At 59.9% G+C, this 26,722-nt stretch carries 23 protein-coding genes; 15 read left to right on the forward strand and 8 right to left on the reverse strand.

The window, feature by feature from the left end:
* Positions 1-13 precede the first annotated feature (13 nt).
* From PspS34_RS14900 to PspS34_RS14930, 7 genes are all read left to right on the forward strand, one after another.
* Positions 14-853 (forward strand): AraC family transcriptional regulator, encoded by an 840-nt coding sequence (locus PspS34_RS14900; RefSeq protein WP_159390049.1) that lies wholly within the window; start codon positions 14-16, stop codon positions 851-853.
* Between the two features lie 53 nt (positions 854-906).
* On the forward strand, positions 907-1,515 hold the full coding sequence (locus PspS34_RS14905; protein WP_159390050.1) for a LysE family translocator: 609 nt from the start codon (positions 907-909) through the stop codon (positions 1,513-1,515).
* Between the two features lie 132 nt (positions 1,516-1,647).
* A complete protein-coding gene (locus PspS34_RS14910) occupies positions 1,648-2,673 on the forward strand; it encodes a LacI family DNA-binding transcriptional regulator (protein ID WP_159390051.1) in 1,026 nt (341 codons plus the stop codon).
* A gap of 182 nt (positions 2,674-2,855) precedes the next feature.
* Positions 2,856-3,638 (forward strand): TIM barrel protein, encoded by a 783-nt coding sequence (locus tag PspS34_RS14915; RefSeq protein ID WP_159390052.1) that lies wholly within the window; start codon positions 2,856-2,858, stop codon positions 3,636-3,638.
* Positions 3,631-4,650, forward strand: a complete 1,020-nt coding sequence (locus tag PspS34_RS14920) for a sugar kinase (protein ID WP_159390053.1) — start codon at positions 3,631-3,633, stop codon at positions 4,648-4,650. The genes PspS34_RS14915 and PspS34_RS14920 overlap by 8 nt, the downstream gene beginning before the upstream one ends.
* Positions 4,651-4,721: 71 nt before the next feature.
* Positions 4,722-6,014 carry an MFS transporter gene (locus tag PspS34_RS14925; RefSeq protein ID WP_159390054.1) on the forward strand — a complete coding sequence of 431 codons (1,293 nt, stop codon included), beginning with the start codon at positions 4,722-4,724 and terminating at the stop codon, positions 6,012-6,014.
* Positions 6,015-6,035: 21 nt separating this feature from the next.
* A complete protein-coding gene (locus PspS34_RS14930) occupies positions 6,036-7,037 on the forward strand; it encodes a D-glycerate dehydrogenase (RefSeq protein ID WP_159390055.1) in 1,002 nt (333 codons plus the stop codon).
* On the opposite strand, the gene PspS34_RS14935 is transcribed toward PspS34_RS14930, so the two are convergent.
* The 3 genes from PspS34_RS14935 to PspS34_RS14945 form a co-directional block, all read right to left on the reverse strand.
* Positions 7,029-9,263: a fibronectin type III domain-containing protein gene (locus PspS34_RS14935; RefSeq protein ID WP_159390056.1), complete on the reverse strand. Its 2,235-nt coding sequence runs from the start codon at positions 9,261-9,263 to the stop codon at positions 7,029-7,031. The genes PspS34_RS14930 and PspS34_RS14935 overlap by 9 nt on opposite strands.
* A 773-nt stretch (positions 9,264-10,036) precedes the next feature.
* A complete protein-coding gene (locus tag PspS34_RS14940) occupies positions 10,037-10,945 on the reverse strand; it encodes a hypothetical protein (RefSeq protein ID WP_159390057.1) in 909 nt (302 codons plus the stop codon).
* A 260-nt stretch (positions 10,946-11,205) separates the two neighbouring features.
* Positions 11,206-12,393: a pyridoxal phosphate-dependent aminotransferase gene (locus PspS34_RS14945; protein ID WP_150814053.1), complete on the reverse strand. Its 1,188-nt coding sequence runs from the start codon at positions 12,391-12,393 to the stop codon at positions 11,206-11,208.
* 414 nt (positions 12,394-12,807) lie between these two features.
* Here PspS34_RS14945 and PspS34_RS14950 point away from each other — a divergent pair, with 414 nt between their 5' ends.
* Entirely contained in the window at positions 12,808-13,167 is a 360-nt protein-coding gene (locus tag PspS34_RS14950; RefSeq protein WP_159390058.1) for a DUF6124 family protein, read from the forward strand.
* A 130-nt stretch (positions 13,168-13,297) separates the two neighbouring features.
* On the opposite strand, the gene PspS34_RS14955 is transcribed toward PspS34_RS14950, so the two are convergent.
* Complete coding sequence (locus tag PspS34_RS14955; RefSeq protein ID WP_159390059.1) at positions 13,298-14,434, reverse strand: glycerate kinase; 1,137 nt, start codon at positions 14,432-14,434, stop codon at positions 13,298-13,300.
* A gap of 241 nt (positions 14,435-14,675) precedes the next feature.
* Complete coding sequence (locus tag PspS34_RS14960) at positions 14,676-15,797, reverse strand: sugar diacid recognition domain-containing protein (RefSeq protein ID WP_159390060.1); 1,122 nt, start codon at positions 15,795-15,797, stop codon at positions 14,676-14,678.
* 170 nt (positions 15,798-15,967) lie between these two features.
* Between PspS34_RS14960 and PspS34_RS14965 the strand changes: the two genes are divergently transcribed.
* The 3 genes from PspS34_RS14965 (at position 15,968) to rarD (ending at position 19,577) form a co-directional block, all read left to right on the forward strand.
* The gene (locus PspS34_RS14965) at positions 15,968-17,278 is read left to right on the forward strand and encodes an MFS transporter (RefSeq protein WP_159390061.1); all 1,311 of its coding nucleotides are present in this window, start codon (positions 15,968-15,970) and stop codon (positions 17,276-17,278) included.
* A 195-nt stretch (positions 17,279-17,473) separates the two neighbouring features.
* The gene (locus tag PspS34_RS14970; RefSeq protein ID WP_159390062.1) at positions 17,474-18,484 is read left to right on the forward strand and encodes an aldo/keto reductase; all 1,011 of its coding nucleotides are present in this window, start codon (positions 17,474-17,476) and stop codon (positions 18,482-18,484) included.
* Between the two features lie 211 nt (positions 18,485-18,695).
* Positions 18,696-19,577 (forward strand): EamA family transporter RarD, encoded by an 882-nt coding sequence (gene rarD / locus PspS34_RS14975; RefSeq protein WP_150814059.1) that lies wholly within the window; start codon positions 18,696-18,698, stop codon positions 19,575-19,577.
* A 126-nt stretch (positions 19,578-19,703) separates the two neighbouring features.
* On the opposite strand, the gene hppD is transcribed toward rarD, so the two are convergent.
* Both hppD and PspS34_RS14985 read right to left on the reverse strand, forming a co-directional pair.
* Positions 19,704-20,780: a 4-hydroxyphenylpyruvate dioxygenase gene (gene hppD / locus PspS34_RS14980; protein ID WP_057714671.1), complete on the reverse strand. Its 1,077-nt coding sequence runs from the start codon at positions 20,778-20,780 to the stop codon at positions 19,704-19,706.
* A gap of 251 nt (positions 20,781-21,031) precedes the next feature.
* Positions 21,032-21,976, reverse strand: a complete 945-nt coding sequence (locus PspS34_RS14985) for an EamA family transporter (protein ID WP_154859833.1) — start codon at positions 21,974-21,976, stop codon at positions 21,032-21,034.
* Positions 21,977-22,053: 77 nt separating this feature from the next.
* Here PspS34_RS14985 and PspS34_RS14990 point away from each other — a divergent pair, with 77 nt between their 5' ends.
* The 3 genes from PspS34_RS14990 (at position 22,054) to PspS34_RS15000 (ending at position 25,171) form a co-directional block, all read left to right on the forward strand.
* Positions 22,054-22,926: a LysR family transcriptional regulator gene (locus PspS34_RS14990; RefSeq protein WP_154859832.1), complete on the forward strand. Its 873-nt coding sequence runs from the start codon at positions 22,054-22,056 to the stop codon at positions 22,924-22,926.
* 112 nt (positions 22,927-23,038) lie between these two features.
* Positions 23,039-24,571: an EAL domain-containing protein gene (locus PspS34_RS14995; RefSeq protein WP_154859831.1), complete on the forward strand. Its 1,533-nt coding sequence runs from the start codon at positions 23,039-23,041 to the stop codon at positions 24,569-24,571.
* 234 nt (positions 24,572-24,805) lie between these two features.
* Positions 24,806-25,171, forward strand: coding sequence for a histone-like nucleoid-structuring protein, MvaT/MvaU family (locus PspS34_RS15000; protein WP_008051761.1), 366 nt, complete (start codon positions 24,806-24,808; stop codon positions 25,169-25,171).
* A gap of 162 nt (positions 25,172-25,333) precedes the next feature.
* Here PspS34_RS15000 and PspS34_RS15005 read toward each other — a convergent pair whose 3' ends face one another.
* The gene (locus PspS34_RS15005; RefSeq protein ID WP_150814066.1) at positions 25,334-25,852 is read right to left on the reverse strand and encodes a DUF4946 domain-containing protein; all 519 of its coding nucleotides are present in this window, start codon (positions 25,850-25,852) and stop codon (positions 25,334-25,336) included.
* Positions 25,853-25,996: 144 nt separating this feature from the next.
* Here PspS34_RS15005 and gloA point away from each other — a divergent pair, with 144 nt between their 5' ends.
* Positions 25,997-26,518 carry a lactoylglutathione lyase gene (gloA, locus tag PspS34_RS15010; protein ID WP_090455458.1) on the forward strand — a complete coding sequence of 174 codons (522 nt, stop codon included), beginning with the start codon at positions 25,997-25,999 and terminating at the stop codon, positions 26,516-26,518.
* The last annotated feature ends 204 nt before the right edge of the window (positions 26,519-26,722 follow it).

Consider the following 26,722-nt stretch of genomic DNA (forward strand, 5'->3'; position numbering starts at 1 on the left):
GTGCAGGTGCAGCATGACTTCTCACAACTGGCTCGATCTGGCCCAGGACGCCGATACCGGCATCGAGACCCTGCGTGCGCATTTCGAGGGCCATGCCTACGATCCGCACTGGCATGACAGCTATCTGGTGGGTGTCACCGAGCAAGGGGTGCAGCAATTCAATTGTCGGCGAGCCAGACACCAAAGCACGCCGGGAAAGGTGTTTTTGCTGGAACCGGGCGACATCCACGACGGTGAGGCGCCGACCGCGGATGGTTTTACCTATCGCATGCTGTACCTCGACCCACAGTGGTTGCAGCGTGAGTTAGGCGCGGTGTTTGACAACGCGCCGGACAACAGCGAGTTGAGTTTCGCCAACACCCTGGCCAGCGATTCGCGCCTGACCCACGCCACCAGCCTTGCGTTTGAGACGCTGCACGGTGGTGAAATGAAGATCGTTCGCCAGACCGCGCTCGATGGCTTGCTCGAACGCCTCACCAGCCATCTGCACTGGCGCACTCGCTATGGCGAAGATCCGCGCCTGCCCCTGGTTGCGCAAAAGGCCCGGGACTATCTGCACGCCAACGCACAATACGACATTGGCCTCGACCAACTGGCCGCCGTCACCGGTGTCGACCGCTTTCGCCTGACCCGTGCGTTCAAGGCCGCCTACGGCATCGCACCTCACGCGTATCTGGTGCAGTTGCGCCTGGTCACCGCGCGTCGATTGCTGGCCCGTGGTGAGCAACCTGCAACCGTGGCCATGACCTTGGGCTTTGCCGATCAGAGTCACCTGGGTCGCTGGTTCGTGCGCGCCTACGGTCTGACACCAGCGCTGTACCGCAAGCGTTGCTCAAATCTTCCAGACAGATAAGCGCCCGGCTTGTGAAGATCGACTTCAATGATCTTCACCGGAGTTTGCCTGCGATGCTGTCCTCTTTTCCGACGTTTCTGCCCTTTCTGCTGTTCGCCTTTGTGGCCTCGATCACCCCCGGCCCGACCAACATTCTGGTGCTGAGCAACAGTGCCCGATTCGGCTTGATGGCTGCCGTTCCGATCATTCTTGGCGCCTGTGCCAGTGCTGCGATATTGGTGTTGTTGGTGGGCACCGGTGCCGGGACTTCGCTGACCGAATGGCCTGCGCTGCAAACGCTCATGCAGTGGGCCGGCGTGGCATGGCTGAGTTATCTGGCCTGGCAAATCTTCCGCGCCCCGGTTGCCGCCATTGCCGCCGACAATGCCGAGAAGCGCCTCGGCTTGCTGGGCGCGGCGAGCCTGCAATGGATCAACCCGAAAACCTGGATGATGGCGCTGGCGGTGGTCAGCGTGTTTGCCGGAGTGGGTGAAGACCGGTTTGTGCATGTGATGTATTTGTCGTTGGCGTTTTTCCTGGTCTCGCTGCCGTGTCTTGGAGCTTGGGCCGTGCTCGGCGCCGGCTCCAGTCGCTGGCTGCGTTCACCTCGGGCGATGCAGCGCTTCAACCGCTGCATGGGCCTGTTGTTGCTGGGTTCGGCGTGGTTGAGCGTGCTCGCCTGAGCTCCATTGGTCGTTTTTTGTCGGCCTGTGATTCATCGAACACTTGACGACGGATTCATTTCTGGTGTCTTCTGAAACCGGTTTCAGCGCAATGCGCTCTGCCTTATAAATCCAATAAGAAGGTTTCAGACCGTGAACGATTTCTCCGCCGCCCAGCGCAGCCGCGTGACCATGCTCGACGTGGCCGAACACGCCAAGGTCTCCAAGGCGAGCGTTTCGCGGTTCATCGGCGAAGACCGCGCCCTGCTCTCCGATGCCATTGCCCAGCGCATCGAACAGTCCATTGCCGAACTGGGTTATCGCCCGAACCAGATGGCCCGTGGCCTGAAACGCGGGCGTACCCGCCTGATCGGCATGCTGGTGGCCGATATCCGCAACCCATATTCGATTGCCGTGATGCACGGGGTGGAAACCGCCTGCCGTCAACACGGCTACAGCCTGGTGGTGTGCAACACCGATCGCGACGACGAGCAGGAACGCCAGCACCTGGCCCTGCTGCGCTCGTACAACATCGAAGGCCTGATCGTGAACACCCTCGGCCATCACCGTGACGAGTTGCATGAACTGCACCGGGAAATGCCTCTGGTGCTGGTGGACCGTAAAGTCGAACACCTTGAGAGCGACATGGTCGGCCTGGATAACCCGGCGGCTGTCGAGATGGCCCTTGCCCACCTTGAAGAACGCGGCTATCGCGACGTGCTGTTGGTGACAGAGCCGTTTGACGGCACCAGTTCGCGGATCGAGCGGGTCAGCAGTTTCAAGGCACAGATCGCACAGCGCCCGGCCCTGCGCGGCACGATGATTGAGACCGGCAGCGAACTGACTGCGCACCTGAAATCCTTCCTCGACACGCCAGGCCCCGGTCCGAAAGCGCTGTTTTGCGCGAACGGGATCGCGGCGCTGGCCAGCACCCATGCCTTGCGTGAGCTCAAGTGCAATCTGTTTGAAGACGTGGGGCTGATAGCCCTCGACGATCTGGATTGGTACCCGTTGGTGGGCAGTGGCATCACCGCTTTGGCCCAGCCGACCACCGAGATTGGCGCGAGTGCGTTCGAGTGTTTGCTCAAGCGGTTGCGGGGGGATGACGGGGCGGTGCGGACGCTGGATTTTTCGCCGCAGCTGGTTGTGCGGGGGTCGACCCTTGGCGTTTTCAGATGACTGGACTGGCCCCATCGCGAGCAAGCTCGCTCCCACAGGAGTCTCTGGGGTACACAACATTTATGTACGACACAAAACACTGTGGGAGCGGGCTTGCCCGCGATGAGGCCCGAAAGAACAACACATCACTCACTGATATTTTTTTGAACAAAAATGAAACCGGTTTCAGAGGTAGAAAAACAATGAATAAACCAGCCGTTTCCATCAGTCTCTCCAGCTACGGCGCCGATCTGGTGCGCCAACGCGGCCAGGGCAGTTTCATCGCAGTACTGGCCGCCGCCGGGGCCACGCGCATCGAATGGCGCGAAGAGCTGCTGACCTTTGAGAACCCCGAGCACCTGGCCGACGCGACTCAGGCCGAGGGCCTGGAAAGCGTCTACTCATCACCGATGGAACTGTGGCTGGCCGGTCAATCCAGACCCAATCCCGAATTGCTGACAGCACTGCAACGCGCCCAAATGTTCGGCGCCAAATGGCTGAAAGTATCGCTGGGTTACTTCACCGACAACAGCGACCTGCAACGCCTCGCCCCCATGCTCGGCGAAAGTGCGGTGCAATTGCTGGTGGAGAACGACCAGACCCTGCACGGTGGCCGCATCGAACCGTTCCAGCGTTTCTTCAATGAAGTCGAGCAACACAACCTGCCGATCAAAATGACCTTCGATATCGGCAACTGGCAGTGGCAGGATCAGTCCGCCGCCAGCGCCGCGCGGTTGCTCGGCCGGCACGTCGGTTATGTGCACTGTAAAGCGGTGACGCGCCGTGCCGACGGCAAACTGGTTGCCATCCCACCCGCCGCCAGCGACTTGCAACAGTGGGAACACCTGCTGCGGCACATGGACCAAGGCGTTATGCGAGCCGCGGAATACCCGCTGCAAGGCGAAGACCTGGTGCAGCTGACAACCGCGCATGTCGCCGCCCTCGCCCACCTCGGCCAATCGTCGCTGGAGAACGCTCATGTCTGAGATCGATATCCTCTCGTTCGGCGAAACCATGGCGATGTTCGTTGCCGAGCAGACCGGCGACCTGGCCAGCGTCAACGCGTTCCACAAACGCATTGCCGGCGCCGACAGCAATGTTGCCATCGGCCTGTCGCGCCTGGGTTTCAAAGTGGCATGGCTGAGCCGCGTCGGCGCCGATTCCCTGGGCCGATTCGTGATCGACAGCCTGGAAAAGGAAGGCCTGGATTGCCGCCACGTCGACATCGACCCCGCGCACCCCACCGGTTTCCAACTCAAATCGCGCACCGACGATGGCGGCGATCCTGTCGTCGAGTACTTTCGCCGTGGCTCGGCGGCCAGTCACTTGTCGTCGCATTCGATCGTGCCCGACTTGCTCAAGGCCCGGCATCTGCACGCCACCGGCATTCCTGCGGCGTTGTCGGAAACGGCACGGCAGATGTCCTTCGAATTGATGACCAGCATGCGCGATGCCGGGCGCAGCGTGTCGTTCGACCCCAACCTGCGCCCGAGCCTGTGGGCCAGCGAGCGACTGATGATCACCGAGACCAACCGCCTCGCCGCCCTCGCTCATTGGGTATTGCCAGGGCTGAGCGAAGGTCGCCTGCTCACCGGCTTCGAAGACCCGGCCGACATCGCCGCGTTCTACCTCGACCAGGGCGCCGAAGCCGTGGCAATCAAGCTCGGCCCCCACGGTGCTTATTACCGCACACATCTTGATCAAGGTTTCGTCGCCGGTGTACCGGTGCAAACGGTGGTCGACACCGTGGGTGCCGGCGATGGATTTGCCGTCGGCATGATCAGCGCACTCCTGGAAAACCACAGCTTTGCCGACGCCGTGCGGCGGGCCAACTGGATTGGCAGCCGTGCGGTGCAGAGTCGGGGGGATATGGAGGGGTTGCCCGGCAGATCCGAAATGTCCATTGAATTCGAGGGCGTCTTCGCCAGCAAGCCCGCTCCCACACTGGATCCAGGTCCGACACAAATCCCCTGTGGGAGCGGGCTTGCTCGCGAATAGGCCGGCACAGTCACTGAAGATCTAAACCGTTACCTGCTGCGACAAAAACAACAAGCTCAGGAGCATCACCCATGAAAACCGCAACGCTCGCCACCCGCCGCTGGTGGTACATCATGCCCATCGTGTTCATCACCTACAGCCTGGCGTACCTCGATCGCGCCAACTACGGTTTTGCCGCCGCCTCCGGGATGGCCGCCGACCTGATGATCACGCCGGGCCTGTCGTCGATGCTCGGCGCGCTGTTCTTCCTCGGTTACTTTTTCTTCCAGGTGCCGGGGGCGATCTACGCCCAGAAACACAGCGTGAAGAAACTGATTTTCGTCAGCCTGATCCTCTGGGGCAGCCTGGCGACGTTGACCGGGATCGTCTCCAACGCCTACTGGCTGATCGTCATCCGCTTCATGCTCGGCGTGGTCGAAGCTGCGGTGATGCCGGCGATGCTGATCTACCTGTGCCACTGGTTCACCCGTGCCGAACGCTCAAGGGCCAACACCTTCCTGATCCTCGGCAACCCGGTGACCATGCTGTGGATGTCGGTGGTCTCGGGGTATCTGGTGCAGCATTACAGCTGGCGCTGGATGTTCATTGTCGAAGGTTTGCCGGCAGTGCTCTGGGCCTTCATCTGGTGGCGTCTGGCCGATGATCGTCCGTCCCAGGCCAAGTGGCTCAACGATCAGGAAAAAAAGGATCTGGAAAGCGCACTGGCGGCCGAACAGGTCGGCATCAAAGCAGTGAAAAACTACGCCGAAGCGTTTCGCTCACCCAAAGTGATCATCCTCGCGCTGCAGTTTTTCTGCTGGAGCATCGGTGTCTACGGTTTCGTGTTGTGGCTGCCGTCGATCCTCAAGGCCGGCGCGCAGATGGACATGGTCGAGGCCGGCTGGCTATCGGCGCTGCCTTATCTGGCGGCGGTGATCGGCATGCTGCTGGTGTCCTGGGGTTCGGACAAACTGCAAAAGCGCAAACGCTTCGTCTGGCCGCCGCTGCTGATTGCCTCGATTGCTTTCTACGGCTCCTACGCGCTGGGCGCCGAACACTTCTGGTGGTCGTACACCCTGCTGGTGATTGCCGGTGCGTGCATGTATGCGCCGTACGGTCCGTTCTTCGCGATCATCCCGGAAATCCTACCGGCCAACGTCGCGGGCGGTGCCATGGCGCTGATCAACAGCATGGGCGCGCTCGGTTCGTTTGGCGGCTCTTATCTGGTCGGTTACCTGAACAGCTCCACCGGTTCGCCCGGCGCATCCTATCTGTTGATGAGCGGTGCGCTGATGCTTTCGGTGGTGCTCACGGTGTTCCTCAAGCCCGGCGCCAGCGACCGGGAGCGGCCCACGGTAGCGCGCCCCCTCACGGCTCATTCCTGAATTGAAGTTGAGATCACGAAGATGAAAAAGCAGGTCGTCCTGTACAAGAAACTCTCGCCGCTGCTCATGACTCGTCTGCATGAGCACACCGATGTGACGCTGATCGACAACCTCGATGCCGAAGGTCTCGGTAAACTGCGCGACGCCCTGCCCCATGCCCACGGTCTGCTCGGTGCCAGCCTGAAACTCGATGCCGAACTGCTGAATCTGGCGCCCAACCTTGAAGCCATCGCCAGCGTTTCGGTGGGCGTCGACAACTACGACATCGATTACCTTACCGAGCGGCGCATCCTGCTCAGCAACACGCCGGACGTGCTCACCGAAACCACCGCCGACACCGGTTTCGCACTGATCCTGGCCACTGCGCGGCGCGTGGTGGAATTGGCGAACATGGTTCGCGACGGCCAATGGACCCGCAACATCGGCCCCGCACATTTCGGCAGTGACGTACACGGCAAGACCCTGGGCATCATCGGCATGGGCCGCATCGGCGAAGCGTTGGCCCAGCGCGGGCATTTCGGCTTCGGCATGCCGGTGATCTATCACAGCCACTCGCCGAAACCGGCGGTCGAAAAACGCTTCAATGCCCAGTACCGCAGCCTCAACGACCTACTGCAGCAGGCGGATTTTGTCTGCCTGACACTGCCGTTGACCGCCGCAACCGAAGGGCTGATCGGGGCACGGCAGTTCGCGCTGATGCGCCCGGAAACCATCTTCATCAATATTTCCCGAGGCAAAGTCGTGGATGAAGCGGCGCTGATCCAGGCCCTGAGCGAACGACAGATTCGCGCCGCCGGGCTGGATGTGTTCGAGCGCGAGCCGCTAAGTCATGACTCGCCATTGCTGCAACTGGACAATGTGGTGGCGACTCCGCACATGGGCTCGGCCACCCACGAGACACGGGAAGCCATGGCCCGCTGTGCGGTCGACAACCTGCTGGCGGCGCTGAGCGGGCAGCGACCGGTAAATCTGGTGAATGCCGCTGCCTGGAAAGTCGGGCCTGATCGCGCGAAGTCAGGATGACGTAGCGACCGCCACGCCGTCAGTGAACGTCATCGTTACCGACAGGGAACGGTTTCCAGCGGCATCTTTGGCCCTTACCTCAAAAACGTCCGGGCTCCCCAAGCCTGAAACCGGGTAACTGGTACCGCTCACCGCAATCCAGCTACCCGAGTTGCGACGCACCTCATAGCCGGTAACCGCGACATTGTCCTGCGATGCACTCCAGCTCAATAGTGCGTTACCAGGTGTCGAAGGCGTCAGCTTGAGGGCCGTCACGCGAATCGGCGGGACCAGGTCATGGGTCACCACGTTGATCACAGCTGGCAGGGCCGGTACGGGACCTTCGGGCCGACGAGGCTGAACGGTGAACCGATACTCCCGTTCGGGTATCAACCCCGTGGCGATATGTTCACGGGTGCTGGTGCGAACGACCGGCCGCCCCGGGCAGGTAACTTCATAGTCGATCAGATAAGAGGCGTCCTGGGGCGCGTCCCAAGTCAACCTCGCTTCGTTGAACGTCCTGCCCGGATTACTCAGGTTTCTGGGTTGTGTCCGGTCCGGGCCGATGGTGACGGTTGCGTATGAGGGTGATGAATATCCTGTCTCGTTGAAGGCTCGCACTTCGATGAAATAGGTCACATCGGGAGACAGGTATCTCAACAGCCAGGTCAGGTGCTCGGTTTCATATCGGGCAATGACTTGCGGGTGTTGACTGAGCAAGCCATAGGCCACCTCGTACCCTGGCTGATTGATCGTGGCCCAACTGACGCGCACGGTATCAAAGGTGTCCAGCACGACCAACGGGCCTGGCTTGGGGGGCAACGGTGGGCCATCCAGCGTTCGTTGAGTGATGCGCGACGGGGAAGATTCGCCGTTGGCATTGCGAGCGCTGACTTCGACGAAATAAAGGGTATTTTTGTTGAGGTTAGCCAGCGTCTCGCGCAGAAGTCGCGTGGTCAGTGGATAGACTGTCCCGCCGGGTTCGACACCGTAACGGATGACATAATCGACGGCGCCGGTGACGGCGGACCATTGAACCTCCAGCGTCGAGATTGTCGCCGTCGCCCGCAAGCCAGCGGGCGCCCCGGGCACTTGCAAGGTCTGCCGGGTGATCCGCGTCGGTGGCGAATCGCCGACGTTATTGGACGACCGCACATCGAAGTAATAGTTGGTACCGGCGCTCAGGCCACTGACCGTGTGAGCCGCCGCCACCGATGTCGTGGAGCCGATCACCGCGCCACTGGGGGCAAGTCCGTAGCTGATCTTATAGCTCGACGCATCGGCGGGGCCGGACCAGGTCAGGGCCATGGTGTTTTTGGTGGGTGTGGCACTGAGGTTAGTCGGGCTTGCCGGCACAGAGGCTGCGGGATGGGTTTTGGCCTGAGCGTCCTTGCTGACTGGCGATACCTCGCTCCCCTTGAGCCCGAAGACCTGGATGAGGTATTGCGTGTTCGGATTGAGCCCACTGATGATGTAGGTCAAGGAATTGATGGGAACATCGAACTCGCCGACGGTGGAGCCGCCGACCACTCCCCACTTCACCCGCGAACCGGTATGCCCGCCACCGGTCGTGTACCCCCAGATCACGCGTATGGCCGACGTCGACTGAGCGGAGGCGGTGATGGTAATCGGCGGCGCCACGTTCGCCGCCTCAGGCAAGGTCTGTTTATTGATCCGCGTCGGTGGCGAATCGCCGACGTTATTGGACGACCGCACATCGAAGTAATAGTTGGTACCGGCGCTCAGGCCACTGACCGTGTGAGCCGCCGCCACCGATGTCGTGGAGCCGATCACCGCGCCACTGGGGGCAAGTCCGTAGCTGATCTTGTAGCTCGACGCATCGGCGGGGCCGGACCAGGTCAGGGCCATGGTGTTTTTGGTGGGTGTGGCACTGAGGTTGGTCGGGCTTGCCGGCACAGAGGCTGCGGGATGGGTTTTGGCCTGAGCGTCCTTGCTGACTGGCGATACCTCGCTCCCCTTGAGCCCGAAGACCTGGATGAGGTATTGCGTGTTCGGATTGAGCCCGCTGATGATGTAGGTCAAGGAATTGATGGGAACATCGAACTCGCCGACGGTGGAGCCGCCGACCACTCCCCACTTCACCCGCGAACCGGTATGCCCGCCACCGGCCATGTACCCCCAGATCACGCGTATGGTCGACGTCGACTGGGCGGACGCGGTAATGGAGATTGGCGGCACTACGTAAGCGGTATCGGTCAAAGGTGGTTCGTATTCATGCCAGCTCATCCAGAAGCCTCCAGCAACGGTTTGTCTGTTTCCATTAAAATACCGATTGCGAGTGCAGCACCACTGACAGAGCTGATAGTGGCGGTCAGTTGATTTCTATGCTTGTCACGGCCAGATCTAGCCCGGGGATAGGTTTGGGGGAATATCGAAATCCGGATCGATGGACAACAACAGGACATCGACGCCCTGCTCGCGCAATTGCAGCGACGGACGGGCATATCGGTGCCGATCGAAAACTGCCTCTTGCGTCGGCATCTATCCGGTGAAAATCTGCGTGGTGACTCGACTCCGTTCAATACACAAAACCGCGTCTAATCAAAAAATTAACGCGCATTCCTCGGGACGTCATCACTCGATGATCCCTCCTACAACCACTGGAGTATTCGGCTGACAGCCTTTTCCATAACGCCTGATTAAAGTCCCTCACCTGTAATTTCTGACAGGTTCCAAGTCGGAGGATTCGCGCTATAAAAAGACCTCACCTACAGCCCTGTACCGGGCTTTGTAGGACGGCCCAGCGAACCATGCCTTTATGAAGTAGGACGATTCTGCCGCGCCCACGCCGTCAATGATGATGAATGGGAGACCCGATGACGTTGCCGGTTCAATTCGATCTTTAACAGGTGCGGACGTTTGCCATGATTTTTTTCCGTACCGCAACATAACGCCTGCCCGTCGTCTGTTCCCCGTTTTCATTTTTGCCGGTGGCAGCCTTGCGATGCTGGAGATTCGCCCGGCCGTGGCCGAGGATGACGTGGAGTTTCAGTCCAGCTTCATGCGTCAAACCGACAACCGCGCCAGCGATGCCGGCGCATTGGCCTTGAAGTCACTCTCCACGGGCCAGGACCTGCTTCCGGCACGCTCGGTGTTGGATAGGGTGTTGGCGGAAGGGTGCCGAGAGCAACGGGGATCAAGTCATACAATGAAATCCTGCTGCGGTTACCCGCCTTGTCAAAAATGGTATAGCCACCACAAAAACCACCGTCACCCAGTGAGCGAATCAACGCAACCGGGAACTTCACCTTTCGATCCGCCCCCAACTCGACCACGTCAATCGGAATAATATCGTTCGGGTCTTCGGGCAACCGGTCCTTCATCCAGGCAAAGGCCACCTTGTCGCCTTGCGCAGCCCCGGTCCAGGCTGGAATGGTGCCCTCTACGTCCGTCAACCCGACAAGTTTGGTCTCGGTGAAAGGCGGCGTGATTGAAAATGTAATCTTGCCAGGCGCCGCGGTACCGTTAGGCGGGGTCTTGTCAATAAAGACTGGTACATCTTCCGACTCTGCAGGCGTCCCGACCCAGTTCACATGTAGATAGCGGATCTTGAATGCCCCCTCGTTTTCATCCTTCAACAAAAAGTCAGCCGGGAGGGTTATCGGCAAAGGGAGAGTGGACGTACCTTCGGTGTAGTCGACACTCGCAACATCTTCGTATTCATCACTGCCTGCCCGTGCAATCTGAAGCGTCACGGTTTCGGTTTCACCGACAGGGGGTAGCGTCGCCCAGGCTGTAACCTCCAGCGGGATCCCGGCATCCAGTGACGCCCGAGGGAACAGGCCTGGCGGGTTTCCAGGCAGTGTGACGGTACTGACATCCGGCTTGACGAACGCCAATGGGCCATTGCGTCCGGGTACTCGTTGACTCCATGCGGGTAATGATTGGTTGCTGATTTCACTCGCCATGACATCGTTCTCCCATGAACACCACTTCGACCCTTGCGCACGCAAGGGCCACCAAGCCTGTCTGGCAGATCGAGACATCGGGTAAGCACAACACTGCCCTTCGCTCTGCTCGGTAACTGGACCTTGAGCGAATTAAACGGCAGTTTTTAACAACGCGATACTGTCAAAGTTGACAGGTACCCACACTTTTTTCACGCGGTTTGAACAGGTTAAAATGAGGCTGGATTGGACGCTCAGCGCTCAACCCAAGTCAAAAAAACTCAGGCCCGCCGCCCTTCAAGCATATTCGTCACACACATCACGATACGTCGGCAGGCGTCCGCCAGCTTCGGCCGGTCCACCACCAGACCGATGCGAATGTGCCCCGCCGCACTCGGCCCGAAGGCTTCGCCGGCCAGCACCGACACGCCATAACCGTCCAGCAGCCGCTCGGCAAAATGCTGGGCGGACAACCCGGTCTGGCGCACGTCGACCATCACGAACATGCCGCCATCGGGGCGAATTGCCTGGATGCCAGGGCACAGATTCAAACTGGCGCACACCAGGTCGCGACGCTGGCGATATTCCTCGCGCATCTGCGCCACGTGCGGCAGGTTTTCATCCAGCGCCAATTGCGCGGCGTTCTGGATGAAATCCGGAATGCCGAACAGCATGCACAACGACAGATTCACCAAATGTTCACACAGGGAGTGCGGCCCGATCACCCAACCCACCCGCCAGCCACTCATGGCGTGGGATTTCGACAGGCTATTGATCGTCGCCGTGCGTTCGGCCATGCCCGGCAAACTCGCGGGGCTGATGTGCTCGCCCTCGAACAGCAACTCGCTGTACACCTCGTCGCTGATCAACCACAGATCATGGCGAATGCACAATGCGGCCAGCGCTTTCCAGGCCGTCAGCGGCAGGCTGGCGCCGGAGGGGTTGTTCGGGCTGTTGAGCAACATCGCGCGGGTGTTCGGCGTGATCAGTGCCGCGACATCGGCCGGATCGACCCGAAAGCCGTTCTGCGAGCGCACCGGCACCGGCACCACTTTCGCCCCGCAGGCACCGAACACGCCTTCGTAGGTCACGTACATCGGCTCGGCGACGAGCACTTCGTCCCCCGGGTCGAGCAGGCATTGCGCAACCGAATACACCGCGCACTGCGCCCCGGGGAATACGATCACGTGCTGCGCATCCACGGCCTGGCCGCTACGCCGGCGATGATGGCGGGCGATGCTGTCGCGCAGGCCTTGGCTGCCGCGCACCGCCGGGTAGTGCGTGTCGCCGGCCAGCAAACTGCCAATCGCGGCCTGGACGATGGGTTGTGGGGTGTCGAAATCCGGGTCGCCGATCGATAGCAGCAAGACATCGACACCCTGCTCGCGCAGCGCCAGCGCTCGATCGTGAATCTGCCAGGCCGCCGCTCCGTCACCGGCGATTCGTTGGGTCAAGGCTGAGTAGCGCATGGCGTTCTCCTGTCGCGCGTATTCCTGGCCACAACCCTATCTCAAATCGCGCAACACGGCACCTCGCGAGCGCGCGTTTGATGGTGTTTAAGGTTACTTCATGAAAGCCACAGGACCTTGCGCCGTTGCCTACGCTTGCGCCAGAATCCGCCGGCTTGTGCGCCTGGGGGGCCATCGGTAACTTGATTCGTGTCACCGCTCATCAGTGATCGGGTTTAGTCGCCCGGCTAAGGAAAAGCGGTCGCACGAGCATCGTCAGTCAGGTTTCTGCCTGCACTTGATGGTAGCTGTGCGCTTGGCGCCCTCGGGCGCGCCGGTTTTGCTTTCCCTTGCCGGTCGACTAACTTGCGCACAGCTGCCACCCCTTCGTTTAGTCGCGAGATGGTTGCAGCCCTACTGAAAAGGGAAGCATCTATGTTCAAAGTCACACCCAACCCGCCGGACACCGATCCGGTTTCCCCGTACGAACCCGATTCAAAAAAACTCAACGAAGCCGCCGAACGCGCCCTCGCCTTTCACTTCCCCTCGATCGCCGACATCAACGCCACGCCGCGCACTCCCGGCACACTGTTCACCGTGAACCCAGAAGCCACGACCGAAACCCTGGTGGTTTACCTGGTGGAAACGCTGGCCTCAGTCGACGTGATGGTTCACCAGTTGGTGGATCATCTGGACGGCGGAACGCGCAATGCGCTGCTGGGGATTTCCAACAGCGTGATGCTGGCGGAGATCACGGCGAACCGGGTGCTGGATCAGATTGATCCACCTGAATAGTCCGCCAACACTCAAAAAACTGTGGGAGCGAGCTTGCTCGCGATAGCGGTATGTCAGTCAGCATTGATGTCGCTGACACACCGTCATCGCGAGCAAGCTCGCTCCCACAGGGACTGGGGTGTTCGAAAGGTCAGCGACTGGCCAGCTGCCAAACCCGCGCCACATCGGTCGCCCGCTCACGCAACAAGCGCGGCGCTTCGGCACAAGCCTGCTCCAGGGTCATCGGCCCGCTCGCCAGGGCAAACGCAGCGTCGATACCGTGCTCGTACAGTGCCTGATAGCCCTCGCCCAACGTGCCAGCGATGACAATGACCGGCACGCCGTGTTCCCGGGCGACCCGCGCCACGCCAAACGGCGTCTTGCCGCGCAGGGTTTGCGCATCGAAACGCCCTTCACCGGTGATCAGCAGATCGGCGCCTGCAACGGCGTCGGCCAGCCCCACCAGTTCGGCAACCACCTCGACCCCGGCCGTAAATTGCGCACCGAGGAACGCCTTGGCGGCAAACCCCAGGCCGCCCGCCGCGCCACTGCCAGGCTCGTCGCGCACGTCGTTGTTCAAGGCTCGCGCGCAGTGGTCGGCAAAGTGCCCCAAGGCGCGGTCCAGTTGCTCGACCTGCACGGGCGAGGCGCCTTTTTGCGGGCCGAAAATTACCGAGGCACCGTGGGGACCGCACAGCGGGTTGTTGACGTCGGCGGCGATGTCGAAGCGCACCTGGGCCAGGCGCGGATCAATCTCGCTCAGATCGACGCGGGCCAACTGCCCAAGGGCGAGGCCGCCCGGTGACAGGGTCTGCCCCTGGGCATCGAGCAATTTCACGCCCAAGGCCTGCATGGCACCGGCGCCGCCGTCGTTGGTCGCACTGCCGCCAATCGCCAGGATCACCCGTTGCGCTCCGGCATCCAGCGCGGCGCGGATCAGTTGCCCGGTACCGAAGGTGCTGCTGATGCACGCATCCCGTTGCGCCACCGGGACCAACTGCAAACCGCTGGCTTCGGCCATTTCGATGATTGCGGTGTGGCTCTGGGGCAACCAGCCCCAGGCGGCTTCCACGGTGGCCCCCAGCGGCCCGCGAACCAGGGCGCGGCGCTGCTGGCCTTCGCACGCGGCCAGGATCGACTCGACAGTCCCTTCCCCGCCGTCGGCCATCGGGCATTTGATCAGTTGGGCATCAGGCCAGACCTGCGCCAATCCCAATGCAATGGCATCGGCCACGCCTTGGGCGCTGAGGCTGTCCTTGAACGAATCGGGGGCGATCACGATTTTCATGGGAATTCTCCAGTTCCAATGCCCACATGCTGCCAGCCGCCATGAACAATAACGCCAGGCCGCTGCACAAGCGGTGTTGAGGATTATTGTTCATTTCCACAAAACCCGAGCGTTCACACCATCCCTTGTAGGAGCGAGCCTGCTCGCGATGGAGGGTAACGATGACGCGGGAAATCAGACTTACCGTGGCGTCCTCTGGTTTTTCGCGAGCAAGCTCGCTCCTACAGGGGGATTTTGTCGCTCACGAAATTGAGTCTGACTCGGGCAGCAGTTGCACGCCCAGATACAACGCGAGCATGCCATCGAGACGCAGTGGATCAACTCCGCTGAGTTCGGCAATCCGCTCCATGCGATACCGCAGGCTGTTGCGATGAATGCCCAGTGCATCGGCGCAGGCCTGGCTCTGGCCGCCGTGTTCGCACCAGCTGCGCAGGGTGGCCAGCAACTGGCCGTTGCTGTCTTTGGCAATGACCTTGCGCAGCGGATTGAGCAATTCGTCGAGGGCGTCGTCGTTGCGGTGGCGCCAGAGCATCACCGGCAGCCGATAGCGGTTGAGCGTCAGCAATCGGGAGCGCGGCAGCACTTCGCGCCCGTAGGCCAGCAAGTCACCGACCCGGCGATAGCAGCGACGCAATCCGGAAAGTCCATCGGCCTGCCCACCCACGGCAATGCGCAGGATGTTCCAGCCCAGGCCGTCGAGTTTGTCCAGCAAGCGCTCGTTCTCGACCGTCTGGCTGGCCGGCCGGCACCAGAGCAACGAGGTTTTGGCCGAGCTCACGCACCAACTGTCCGGATGACGGCTCGTCAACCAGGCACTCAGTGCCTCGACGGTTTGTCCTGGTGCGTGCTCCAGGCCCAGTTCGAACAAGTACGGCACTCGAGTCATTTGTGGCTTGAGGCCCAACTGCTGCGCTTCATCGACCAGTCGTGGAGAATCCCCGGCTTCGCTCAGCAGCAGCGCCAGCAAGTCATCGCAGCGCTGGCGCCGCCACTGCTGTTCGGCCTGCTGGTTGCGCTGGCCCACCAGCATTTCGGCGGTCATGCGCACCAGTTCGGCGTAGGTGCGCAGTTGCTCGGGTTCGCCGGTGATGCCCAGCACGCCGATCAGGCGCTGATCGAGCATCAATGGCAGGTTGATGCCCGGTTGTACGCCCTTGAGGTGAATCGCCGTCTGCGCATCGATTTCCACCACCCGGCCATTGGCCAATACCAGTTGCGCGCCTTCATGTCGGGTGTTGACCCGCTCCGGTTCGCCGCTGCCCAGGATCAAGCCCTGGCTGTCCATGACGTTGACGTTGTACGGCAGGATAGCCATCGCCCGGTCGACGATGTCCTGGGCCAGGTCGTGATCGAGTTCGAACATGCAAGTGATCCTTGAAGACAGTGATGGAACGGGTTGTTCACCCGCACAGGCCTTGGTTGCAAACCCTGTGCTCAGGCACAAAGACAGCCACCCTGAGGGTGGTCGAGACTCTCTGGGCGATCAACGTTACCCTTTGCATCGCAAAAAATCATAATAAAGAGAGAGCCGCCATGACACAGAGCGCCGTAGCGTCCGACGCCATCGCTGACGATAAAAACGCCGTCTACAAGCGCATCACCCTGCGTTTGATCCCCTTCATTTTCATCTGCTACCTGTTCAACTACCTCGACCGGGTAAACGTTGGATTTGCCAAACTGCAAATGCTCGACGCGCTGAAGTTCAGCGAAACCGTGTACGGCCTCGGCGCCGGCATCTTCTTTATCGGTTACGTGCTGTGCGGCGTGCCAAGCAACCTGGCCCTGACCAAATTCGGCCCGCGGCGCTGGATTGCGCTGATGATGATTACCTGGGGCACCCTGTCGACCTGCCTGCTGTTCGTCACCACGCCGACCGAGTTCTATACCCTGCGCCTGTTCACCGGCGCGGCCGAAGCCGGGTTCTTCCCGGGCGTGGTGCTGTACCTCTCGCAGTGGTTCCCGACCTTCCGCCGTGGCCGCATCATGGCCTTGTTCATGTCGGCGATCCCGGTATCCGGCCTGCTCGGCAGCCCGTTCTCCGGGTGGATTCTCAACCACTTCGCCGCTGGCCAGGGCGGTCTCGCCGGCTGGCAGTGGATGTTCCTGCTGCAAGGCATTCCCACCGTCATCCTCGGTGCGCTGGCTTACTTCCTGCTCAGCGACAGCTACGCCAATGCCAAGTGGCTGACTCCGTTTGAGCGTTCGGTGCTGGAAGCCGACCACGCCGAAGATCTGGCGAACAAGCCGAAAACCACGACCGATTCGCTGCTGGCGGTGTTCAAGAACCCGGCGATCTGGGCTTTCGGTTTGATTTATTTCTGCATCCAGAGTGGCGTCTATGCGATCAACTTCTGGCTGCCGTCGATCATCAAGAACCTGGGCTTCAGCGATAACCTGGTGATCGGCTGGCTGAGTGCGATTCCGTATCTGCTCGCCGCCGTATTCATGCTAATGGTCGGCCGTTCAGCCGACCTGCGCAAAGAACGCCGCTGGCATTTGGTGGTGCCGATGCTGATGGGGGCGCTGGGGCTGCTGATTGCGGTGAACTTCGCCGCCAACCCGGCCATCGCGATTCTCGGTCTGACCATCGCCACCATGGGTGCCCTCACCGGCCTGCCGATGTTCTGGCCGGTGCCGACCTCACTGCTCAGTGCGGGCGCTGCCGCCGGAGGCCTGGCGCTGATCAACTCGATGGGGCAGATGGCCGGGTTCCTCAGCCCGTACCTGGTGGGTTGGGTCAAGGACAGCACCGGCTCGACCGATGCGGCGCTGTACCTGCTGGCGGGTGTGATTGTCTGCGGCAGTTTGCTGGCGTTGCGCATGACCCGAACCCTGCGCACCTGATCAACACAAATCCCCTGTGGGAGCGGGCTTGCTCGCGAATGCGGTGTGTCAGTCACTATTCAAGTAGCCTGATACGACGCCTTCGCGAGCAAGCCCGCTCCCACATTTGATCTGGTGCGTTCGATATTTCTGTTTGATCCATGCGACTGTTCTGGTATCTGATTGAGCCTTTCCCACTGGTAAAAGGATTTGCTCATGAGCTACCGCACGCTGGGTCATTCGGGTCTGCAGGTGTCCACCCTGACCCTGGGCACCATGATGTTCGGCGAACAGACCAGCACCGAAGATTCCCTGCGGATCATCGACAAGGCCTGGGACCAGGGTATCAATTTCATCGACACCGCCGACGTCTACACCAACGGCCGTTCCGAGGAAATCGTCGGCGAGGCCATCGCCAGCCGCCGCCATGAATGGGTGCTGGCCACCAAGGTCGGCTTCGGTCCCGTGGACGGCGTTCCCAACCGCAGCGGTCTGAGCCGCAAGCACCTGTTCAATGGCATCGATGCCAGCCTGACGCGCCTGGGCACCGACTATCTCGACATCTATTACCTGCACCGCGAAGACCACAATACGCCGCTGGAGGTCACGGTATCGGCCATCGGTGACTTGATCCGCCAAGGGAAAATCCGTTACTGGGGCCTGTCCAACTACCGTGGCTGGCGCATCGCCGAAGTCATTCGCGTGGCCGACAAACTGGGCGTTGACTGGCCGGTGATCAGCCAGCCGCTGTACAACATCGTCAACCGTCAGGCAGAAACCGAGCAGATCACGGCGGCGCAAAGCTACGGCCTTGGCGTGGTGCCCTACAGCCCGCTGGCGCGCGGGGTGCTCAGCGGCAAATACGCGCCGGATGTGAAACCTGATGCCAACAGCCGTGCCGGACGCCAGGACAAACGCATCCTGGAAACCGAATGGCGCGTCGAATCCCTGCGCATCGCCCAGCAAATCCAGCAATACACTCAGGAACGCGGCGTCGGCATCGTCGAGTTCGCGATTGCCTGGGTGCTGAACAACAGCGCCGTCACCTCAGCCATTGTCGGGCCGCGTACCGAAGCGCAGTGGGACGCCTACACTAAGGCGCAGGCAGTGAAGATCACGGCAGAGGATGAGGCGTTCATCGATTCGCTGGTGACACCGGGGCATGCGTCGACTCCTGGGTTCAATGATGTGAGCCACTTTGTATCCGGCCGCAGACCGCTTAACTGAAGAAACATAAGCCACTGTAGGAGCGAGCTTGCTCGCGATGGTGGTCAACGATAACGCGGGGAGCCTGCCTGCCCGCGGTGTCTGGTCGTTCATCGCGAGCAGGCTCGCTCCTACAAGGGGATGTTGGAAATATTGATCATCCGGACAATATTCAGCACAAAAACCACGTATCCTCCGCCCCCCGTTTCACCTTCAACCTCGCGAGGACAGCTTGTCTAAAGGTATCGCTCTATCGGTTTCAGCCTCGGTGCTGTTTGCCGTCATGTATTACTACACGTCGCTGCTCAGCCCCTTGAGCGGCGTGGAAATCTTCGGTTGGCGCATGCTGCTGACCGTGCCGTGCATGACCGTGTTCATGGTGGTGTCCGGGGAGTGGAAGCGCGTGCTGGAGATCGTTCGGCGCGCCATGGCCAATCCGAAACTGATGGGCGCGCTGATTGCCTCCTCTGCCCTGCTCGGCGTGCAACTGTGGCTGTTCATGTGGGCACCGTTGAACGGCTACAGCCTCGACGTATCACTCGGCTATTTCCTGCTGCCGCTGACCATGGTCTTGACCGGTCGCCTGGCCTACGGCGAACGTCTGTCCTATCTGCAAAAAGTCGCGGTGGTGTTCGCCTGCCTGGGGGTGGTCAACGAGGTGTATCAGGTCGGTGGTTTTTCCTGGGCGACCTTGCTGGTCTGCGTGGGTTATCCGGCCTACTTCGTCCTGCGCAAACGACTGGCGGCGGACAACCTCGGTGGCTTGTGGCTGGACATGGCATTGACGCTGCCGGTGGCGATCTGGTTCGTCCAGAGCGGCGCGCAAGGTTTTGGTGTGTTTGAACAACATCCATGGTTATCGCTGCTGATCCCGATGCTCGGCGTGATCAGCGCATCGGCATTGGTGGTCTACATCATTGCCAGCCGCCTGCTGCCGTTCAGCCTGTTCGGCTTGTTGAGCTATGTCGAACCGGTGTTGCTGCTGGGCGTGGCGTTGCTGCTGGGAGAAAGCATCAAGGCCGGGGAATGGTTGACTTACATCCCGATCTGGATGGCCGTGCTGGTGCTGGTGTTTGAAGGGTTCAAGCATCTGGTCCGGCAGCGCAGACCTTAAGCACACGCAAAACAAAATGTGGGAGCGGGCTTGCTCGCGAATGCGGTGTGTCAGTCACTATTCAAGTAGCCTGATACGACGCCTTCGCGAGCAAGCCCGCTCCCACAGTTTTATCGGTGTAACGGCTTAGTCGGTGGAGAGAACACCACGACGCACCTGGTCACGCTCGATGGATTCGAACAGCGCCTTGAAGTTGCCTTCGCCGAAGCCGTCGTCGCCCTTGCGCTGGATGAACTCGAAGAACACCGGCCCCATCAGGGTTTCCGAGAAGATCTGCAGCAGCAGACGCTTGTCGCCCGACTCGGACGAACCGTCCAGCAAAATGCCCCGCGCCTGCAGTTGGTCCACTGGCTCGCCATGGTTCGGCAGACGGCCTTCGAGCATTTCGTAGTAGGTCTCAGGCGGCGCGGTCATGAAGCGCATGCCGATGCTTTTCAGGTGGTCCCAGGTCTTGATCAGGTCATCGGACAGGAACGCAACGTGCTGGATGCCCTCGCCGTTGAACTGCATCAGGAACTCTTCGATCTGCCCGGCGCCCTTGGACGACTCTTCGTTCAACGGGATGCGGATCATGCCATCGGGTGCGGTCATGGCCTTGGAGGTCAGGCCGGTGTATTCGCCCTTGATGTCGAAGTAGCGGATTTCGCGGAAGTTGAACAGCTTCTCGTAGAAGTTGGCCCAGTAGGCCATGCGACCGCGATACACGTTGTGGGTCAGGTGATCGATGATCTTCAGGCCGGCACCGACCGGATGGCGGTCGACGCCTTCGATGAACACGAAGTCGATGTCATAGATCGAGCTGCCTTCGCCGAAACGATCGATCAGGTACAGCGGTGCGCCGCCGATGCCTTTGATCGCCGGCAGGTTCAGTTCCATCGGGCCGGTTTCGATGTGGATCGGCTGGGCGCCGAGTTCCAGGGCACGCTTGTAGGCTTTTTGCGAATCCTTGACGCGAAACGCCATGCCGCACACCGACGGACCATGCTCGGCCGCGAAATACGAAGCCACGCTGTGGGGTTCGTTGTTGAGGATCAGGTTGATCGCGCCCTGGCGATACAGGTGCACGTCCTTGGAACGGTGGGTCGCCACCTTGGTGAAGCCCATGATCTCGAAGATCGGCTCCAGGGTGTTCGGGGTCGGCGATGCGAGCTCGATGAATTCAAAGCCCATCAGGCCCATTGGGTTTTCGTATAAATCTGCCATGGTCGGCGCCTCATCATTTTTTTATCAATTAACAAAGGTTAGTTGTAAGCAATGCTGAGACCGGTGGGTGGCGCACAGGAGATGCCCCGCACACTGCGGGCGAGAAAGTCACCGTAGATCAGTTGAAACCCGAATATCTTCATTTTCGACCCAAGGCTCTTGCGGGCGAGGCTTCTGCTGCCAGAAGACGATTATTATTGTATGCGTAACCCGATTCTACACAGCGTAAATCAGTTTGTCCGCCTTCTGTATCAAATCCCCTTTTTCCATGCCCGCGCAAGGGGTTTGTTGCAGAGGAAAATCCCCGCCAGTATCAGCCCGCCACCCAGGCACATGGCCAGCGTCAGCGGCTCATCCAGCAGTAGCGCGCCAAGGATCACCGCCGTCAACGGGTTCAAGGCAATGAACACCCCGGAACGGGTCGCACCGATTTTGCGAATGCCGTCGTAGTAGCCGATGTACGCCAGCGCCGACCCCAGCACGCCCAGGTACAAAAGGCTCAACCATTGCTGCGCACCCAACTGGGCGATCGCGGCGACACTCACCTCGCCGCGCACGATGCAGGTCATCCAGAGCATGACGGTGCCCAGCAGGATCGAATAGGTCACCGTTTGCACCGGGCCCAGGGTGTGATTCAGCTCTTTGGAGAACAGCGAGTAGACACCCCAGCCGAGGACACAGCCGAAAATCAGCAAATCGCCGAGCCAGACATCGGCACCGCCAGCCAGTAGTTGCGGGTCGCGACTGACGATCACCATGCTCGCGCCCGCCACGCAGATCGCAATGCCGACGACTTTCGCCCGATTCAAACGCTCCTTGAACAGCAGCCAGGAAGCCAGGCCGATCACCGCCGGATTCAGCGCCACGATCAAGGATGCCCGCGAAGCGTTGATGTAATGCAGGCCATAAAAGAAGCACAGGTTGTAAAAAAATATCCCGAAAAAGCCAAGCAATGACAATTGCAGCCATTGCCGGGGGCTGGGCCGGACCAGCGGTGTCCGTGCCATGCGTATAAACAGCAGCAACGCCACGCTGGCCAGCAGAAACCGCAGGCTGGCAGCCAGTAGCGGGCTGAGGGCAGCGGCCAGATAGCGTCCGGCAACGAAGGTGCCACCCCACACCATGGTGACCGCCGCCAGTTTCAGATACACCGGAAGATCCGATGGTTTTGACAGGCTTTGCTCGCAGATCGTCATAGATTCCAGGACCGGATGTCGGAGAGATGCCGTATCATTCGGTTAATACCCAGTCATCGTAAAATGAGCAAACACTCATGACCCTCACTCAACTGGAGATTTTCTCCCTCGTGGCCGAACTCCACGGCTTCACGGCAGCGGCCAATCGCTTGGGTATTTCCCAATCGGCCGTGTCCCATGCCTTGAAGTCCCTGGAGTTGGAGTTGGGTGTCGAACTGCTGCGCCGGCATCAATCTCAGGTCGAACTGAGCGACATTGGCCAGCAGTTGTTGCTGCGCGCCCGGGCGATGCTCGGCCTGGCCAACACCCTGCGCCAGGAAGCGGCCGATGCCAGGGGCATGAAACGCGGCACGCTGCGAATCGGCTCCTTCGGCCCGACTTCATCGATCAAATTGCTGCCGTTGATTCTGCAGCAGTACCGCGCCGCCCATCCCGGCATCGAAGTGCATATCGACGAAGGCCCCGACCGTCAGGTACTCCAGTGGCTGGAGGAACGGCGGATCGACATAGGCTTTGTGGTGTTGCCCGAGGAGCGTTTCGACACGGTCGCGCTGATCGAAGACCAGATGGTCGCGCTGCTGCCCTCCGACCACCCGCTGGCGGTTCACGACAGCCTGAGCCTGAAGGATCTGTGCGACTTCCCGTTCGTGCTGACCGAGGCCGGCTCTTCGGAGCTGGTTTCACGTCTGTTCACAGTGGCCCGACTGACGCCCAATATCCGTTATCGCTGCTCGCAGTTGATCAGCACCCTGGATGTCGTCGCTCGTGGCGACGGGGTGACGGTGGTTGCCGAAGGTTCATTGCCTAATCAGATTGACCGCCGCTGCGTGAAAAAACCGCTGTCGCCGGCGGTGTTGCGCCAGGTCGGCCTGGCGGTGCTCGATCGACGCCAGGCATCACCCGCGACACTGGCCTTTATCAAGCTGGCCGAAAGCCTTGACTTGCGTTGAGCGGCATAACCGCCAACGGCCAACTATCATGGCCCATACCCGAACTCTTCATGGGAGGCGTTTTGCCCCGCCATCAATTGAGAGCCTTACATCTTCGTGACAGGACTCGCGAATGCCGCTTAAAGCCAAAACCCGCAGTCGCAGCACAAGAATTGCCGTCACTCTGATCAGTGGCTTGCTCCCGGTGCTGCTGGGGGCCGCCATTCTTTACATGCAAGCCGGGCGTGCGCTCAAACAAGACGCCGAACAAACCGCCGAAGAAGCGATTCGTCAGTTCGATCTGATGCTCGACAACAACGCCCAGGCCGCTCGTGAATTGCTGCCGCTGGCAGGCCAGAGTTGCGGTGAAGTCACACTGGCGCTGCGCGAGCAGGTCACTCGCCGCCCCTTCGTGCGTTCAACCAATCTGGTGTGGGACAACAACCTCTATTGCAGCTCTCTGTTCGGCGACTACCAGGAGAAGGTCAACCCCGGTGACTACACCCAGGGCGCCTTATGGCTCTTGAGCGGCAATCCGGTAACGCCCAACACCGCCGTGCTGATATACCGGCTGAGCGAAGGAAAAAAAGGCGCACTGTCGACCCTCGATGGTTATCACTTGATTAATACCCTGCGCCTGATCGGTCGCAATACCTTGCTGGTGCTGCAAGTTGGCCCGGACTGGATATCCGCCGATGGCAAGGTTCATACCGGCACTGCGCCTGACCTGCCCGTTGCGCAAAGTCGCTTGACCTCCGGGCGCTATGCTTTTGCCGTGGAAGCCGGTTTTCCCAAAGGCGAAATCTGGCGATACATACGCAGCGAATATCCGCCGCTGCTCAGTCTGCTGATTTTCTTCGGTGTGATTGCCGGGGCTATTGGTCACGTCCTGCAAAAGCGCTCCTCGGCACCTACCCAGGAAATGCAGCGGGCACTGGAAGCTTCAGAGTTCATTCCGTATTTCCAGCCCGTGGTGCATGGCGACAGCAAAAGCTGGTCCGGCGCTGAAGTGCTGATGCGCTGGCAACATCCGAAGGAAGGCCTGGTGCGTCCGGATCTGTTCATTCCGTTTGCAGAGCACTCCGGGCTGATCGTGCCGATGACCCGCTCGCTGATGCGACAAACCGCCGCCCTGCTCGCACCGCAATCGGCCAGCTTCAACAAGCCGTTTCACATTGGCATCAACATCACCGCCAGCCATTGCCAGGACCTGGAACTGGTCAAGGATTGCCGCGAGTTTCTCGATGCGTTCGAGCCAGGCTCGATCCATCTGGTACTGGAACTGACCGAACGTGAATTGATCGAGCCCACGGCCATCACCCTGCAACTGTTCGAACGACTTCGCGAACTGGGCGTGAAAATCGCCATCGACGACTTCGGCACCGGCCACTCAAGCCTTGGCTACCTGCGGCAGTTCAATGTCGATTTTCTGAAAATCGACCAGAGTTTTGTCGCCACGATCGGCGTCGACACACTGTCGAGCCACATCCTCGACAGCATCATCGAACTGGCGGTCAAACTCGACCTTGCCCTGGTGGCCGAAGGTGTCGAAACCCGCGAACAGAGTGATTACCTGAGCGGACACCAGGTCAACTTCCTGCAAGGTTATCTGTTCGGAAAACCCATGCCCGGCACGGAATTCATTAGTGCATTAAGCGACCATTAACTCGCGAATTCAATCGCCAAAACAAACGATTACACGCACCAATTTGAATCAAAACACTACTGACGTTACATGAAGAAAAAGACAGGATTTACTCTTGGCCAATTAACTACTACAATTTTTCATGCCTGCGCTAAATTGGCAGGTGAGCCACTATCACCGAGTCGCTTCAAGGCTCTTGGCTTATAGCTTTGTTTGCGGTTGGCATCAACCAAACACACTATTGGAGTAAAGATATTGTCCAGACTCGCTGAATTTCGTGCAGCCGAAAAGGCCCTTCAAGAACAGCTCAAGCAGTTGGAATCCCTGAAGAACGATGCCGGGCTCAAGAAAGAAATCGAATTCGAAGAGAAGCTCCAGGGCTTGATGAAAACCTATGGCAAGAGCCTGCGCGACATCATCGCCATTCTCGATCCCAACCCGGCAAAATCCGGTCTGCTGCAGGCAGCCGCCCCTAAAACCCGCCGCGCCCGTGTGGTCAAGGTTTATCAGAACCCGCACACCGGCGAGCTGATTGAAACCAAGGGCGGCAACCACCGCGGCCTGAAAGCCTGGAAAGAACAGTACGGTGCAGCCACCGTTGATTCCTGGTTGCGCGGCTAACTCTCGCGGCGACAAAAAAGCCCTGCTTATGCAGGGCTTTTTCATGGGCTATCTAAATTCCCGGGGCCGACACCCGACAATTACTAACTGCCATCAACTTTGTGCTTAATCCATTTGGATATCTAAAATATTTTTCATGCACCGAAAAAGCACTGGCGCTTACTAAAGTTTCAAGCTGTTACGGGCAGCGTCTATTTCATCCTGGCTCGCCTTATAAGCCTCAGCCTGCCCTGCGTAGGAAAGAACATAGGCCTTATCGGCATCCACCGCGGCCACCAATGTTTGAGAAAGCACATGCCTGCCGTTTTGCGTGATGGTGCAGGTTGTTTCCAGCGCGGCCAATCGACTCAACGTAGTCGAATGAATGCGCGTGCAGACACTTTGATATCCGCCCTGAAAGAAGTCTTTTTGAACCGACTTGCGCATCTCCAGCAGTACGCCTTCAAGGTTTACCTGGTGATCGCTTTGCACCGGGCTCATGGTCAGTTCCATCACCATGAGCGGCGATCCATCCTGATCATTTTTCACCGCCCGCTGGCGACTGACCCCCGACGCCGATTCAGGCACGTCTTCGACCTGCCAGCCTTGCGGCCAGGTCACCACTGGCGCATCGGCGCGAGCAGCGCCAGCCAGCGAAAGCACGCTTAGCAGGATGAACAGCACGTTACGGAGTCGAATCATTGCAATGGGCACTCAAGGTTCAAGCCGTAAAGTCTGGGCCCAGGCCGGCTGTCAGGCAATAGCCGACTGTTTGGGTTTGGTGATGTCCGAACCCTTGCGTATCATTGTCGCCATTCGTTAGCCCACATATTTTCCGGAGGGCCCATGAGCCTGCACGAATTGAACACCTTCCCCGGCGTCACCGCCCAACCGGACGCCGCTACACAGAAATTTGTCTTCAACCACACCATGCTGCGGGTCAAGGACATCACCAAGTCCCTGGATTTCTACACACGCATCCTGGGTTTTACCCTGGTGGAAAAACGCGATTTCCCGGAAGCCGAGTTCAGCCTGTATTTCCTGGCGCTGGTGGACAAGAACCAGATCCCGGCCGACGCCGCCGCGCGCACCGAGTGGATGAAATCGATCCCCGGCATCCTGGAGCTGACCCACAACCACGGCACCGAAAACGATGCGGATTTCGCCTACCACAATGGCAACACCGACCCGCGCGGCTTTGGCCACATCTGCATCTCGGTGCCGGACATCGTCGCCGCCTGCGAGCGCTTTGAAGCACTGGGCTGCGATTTCCAGAAACGCTTGAGCGATGGCCGCATGAAGAGCCTGGCGTTCATCAAGGATCCGGACGCCTATTGGGTCGAGATCATTCAGCCAGCACCGCTGTAACCCTCACAACAAATCCCACATTTGGAATATGTGAAACACAAAACCCCATGATCAATCATGGGGTTTTGTGTTTTCAGAGCCGGCGCCGATACCCCCTTGTAGGAGCGAGCCTGCTCGCGATAAACCCGAGAACGCCGCGGGGTACCTGCCAACCAGCGTTATCGTTGACGACCATCGCGAGCGAGCTCGCTCCTACAGGGTTGT

It is taken from the genome of Pseudomonas sp. S34 (assembly GCF_009866745.1).
Classification (GTDB): domain Bacteria; phylum Pseudomonadota; class Gammaproteobacteria; order Pseudomonadales; family Pseudomonadaceae; genus Aquipseudomonas; species Aquipseudomonas jessenii.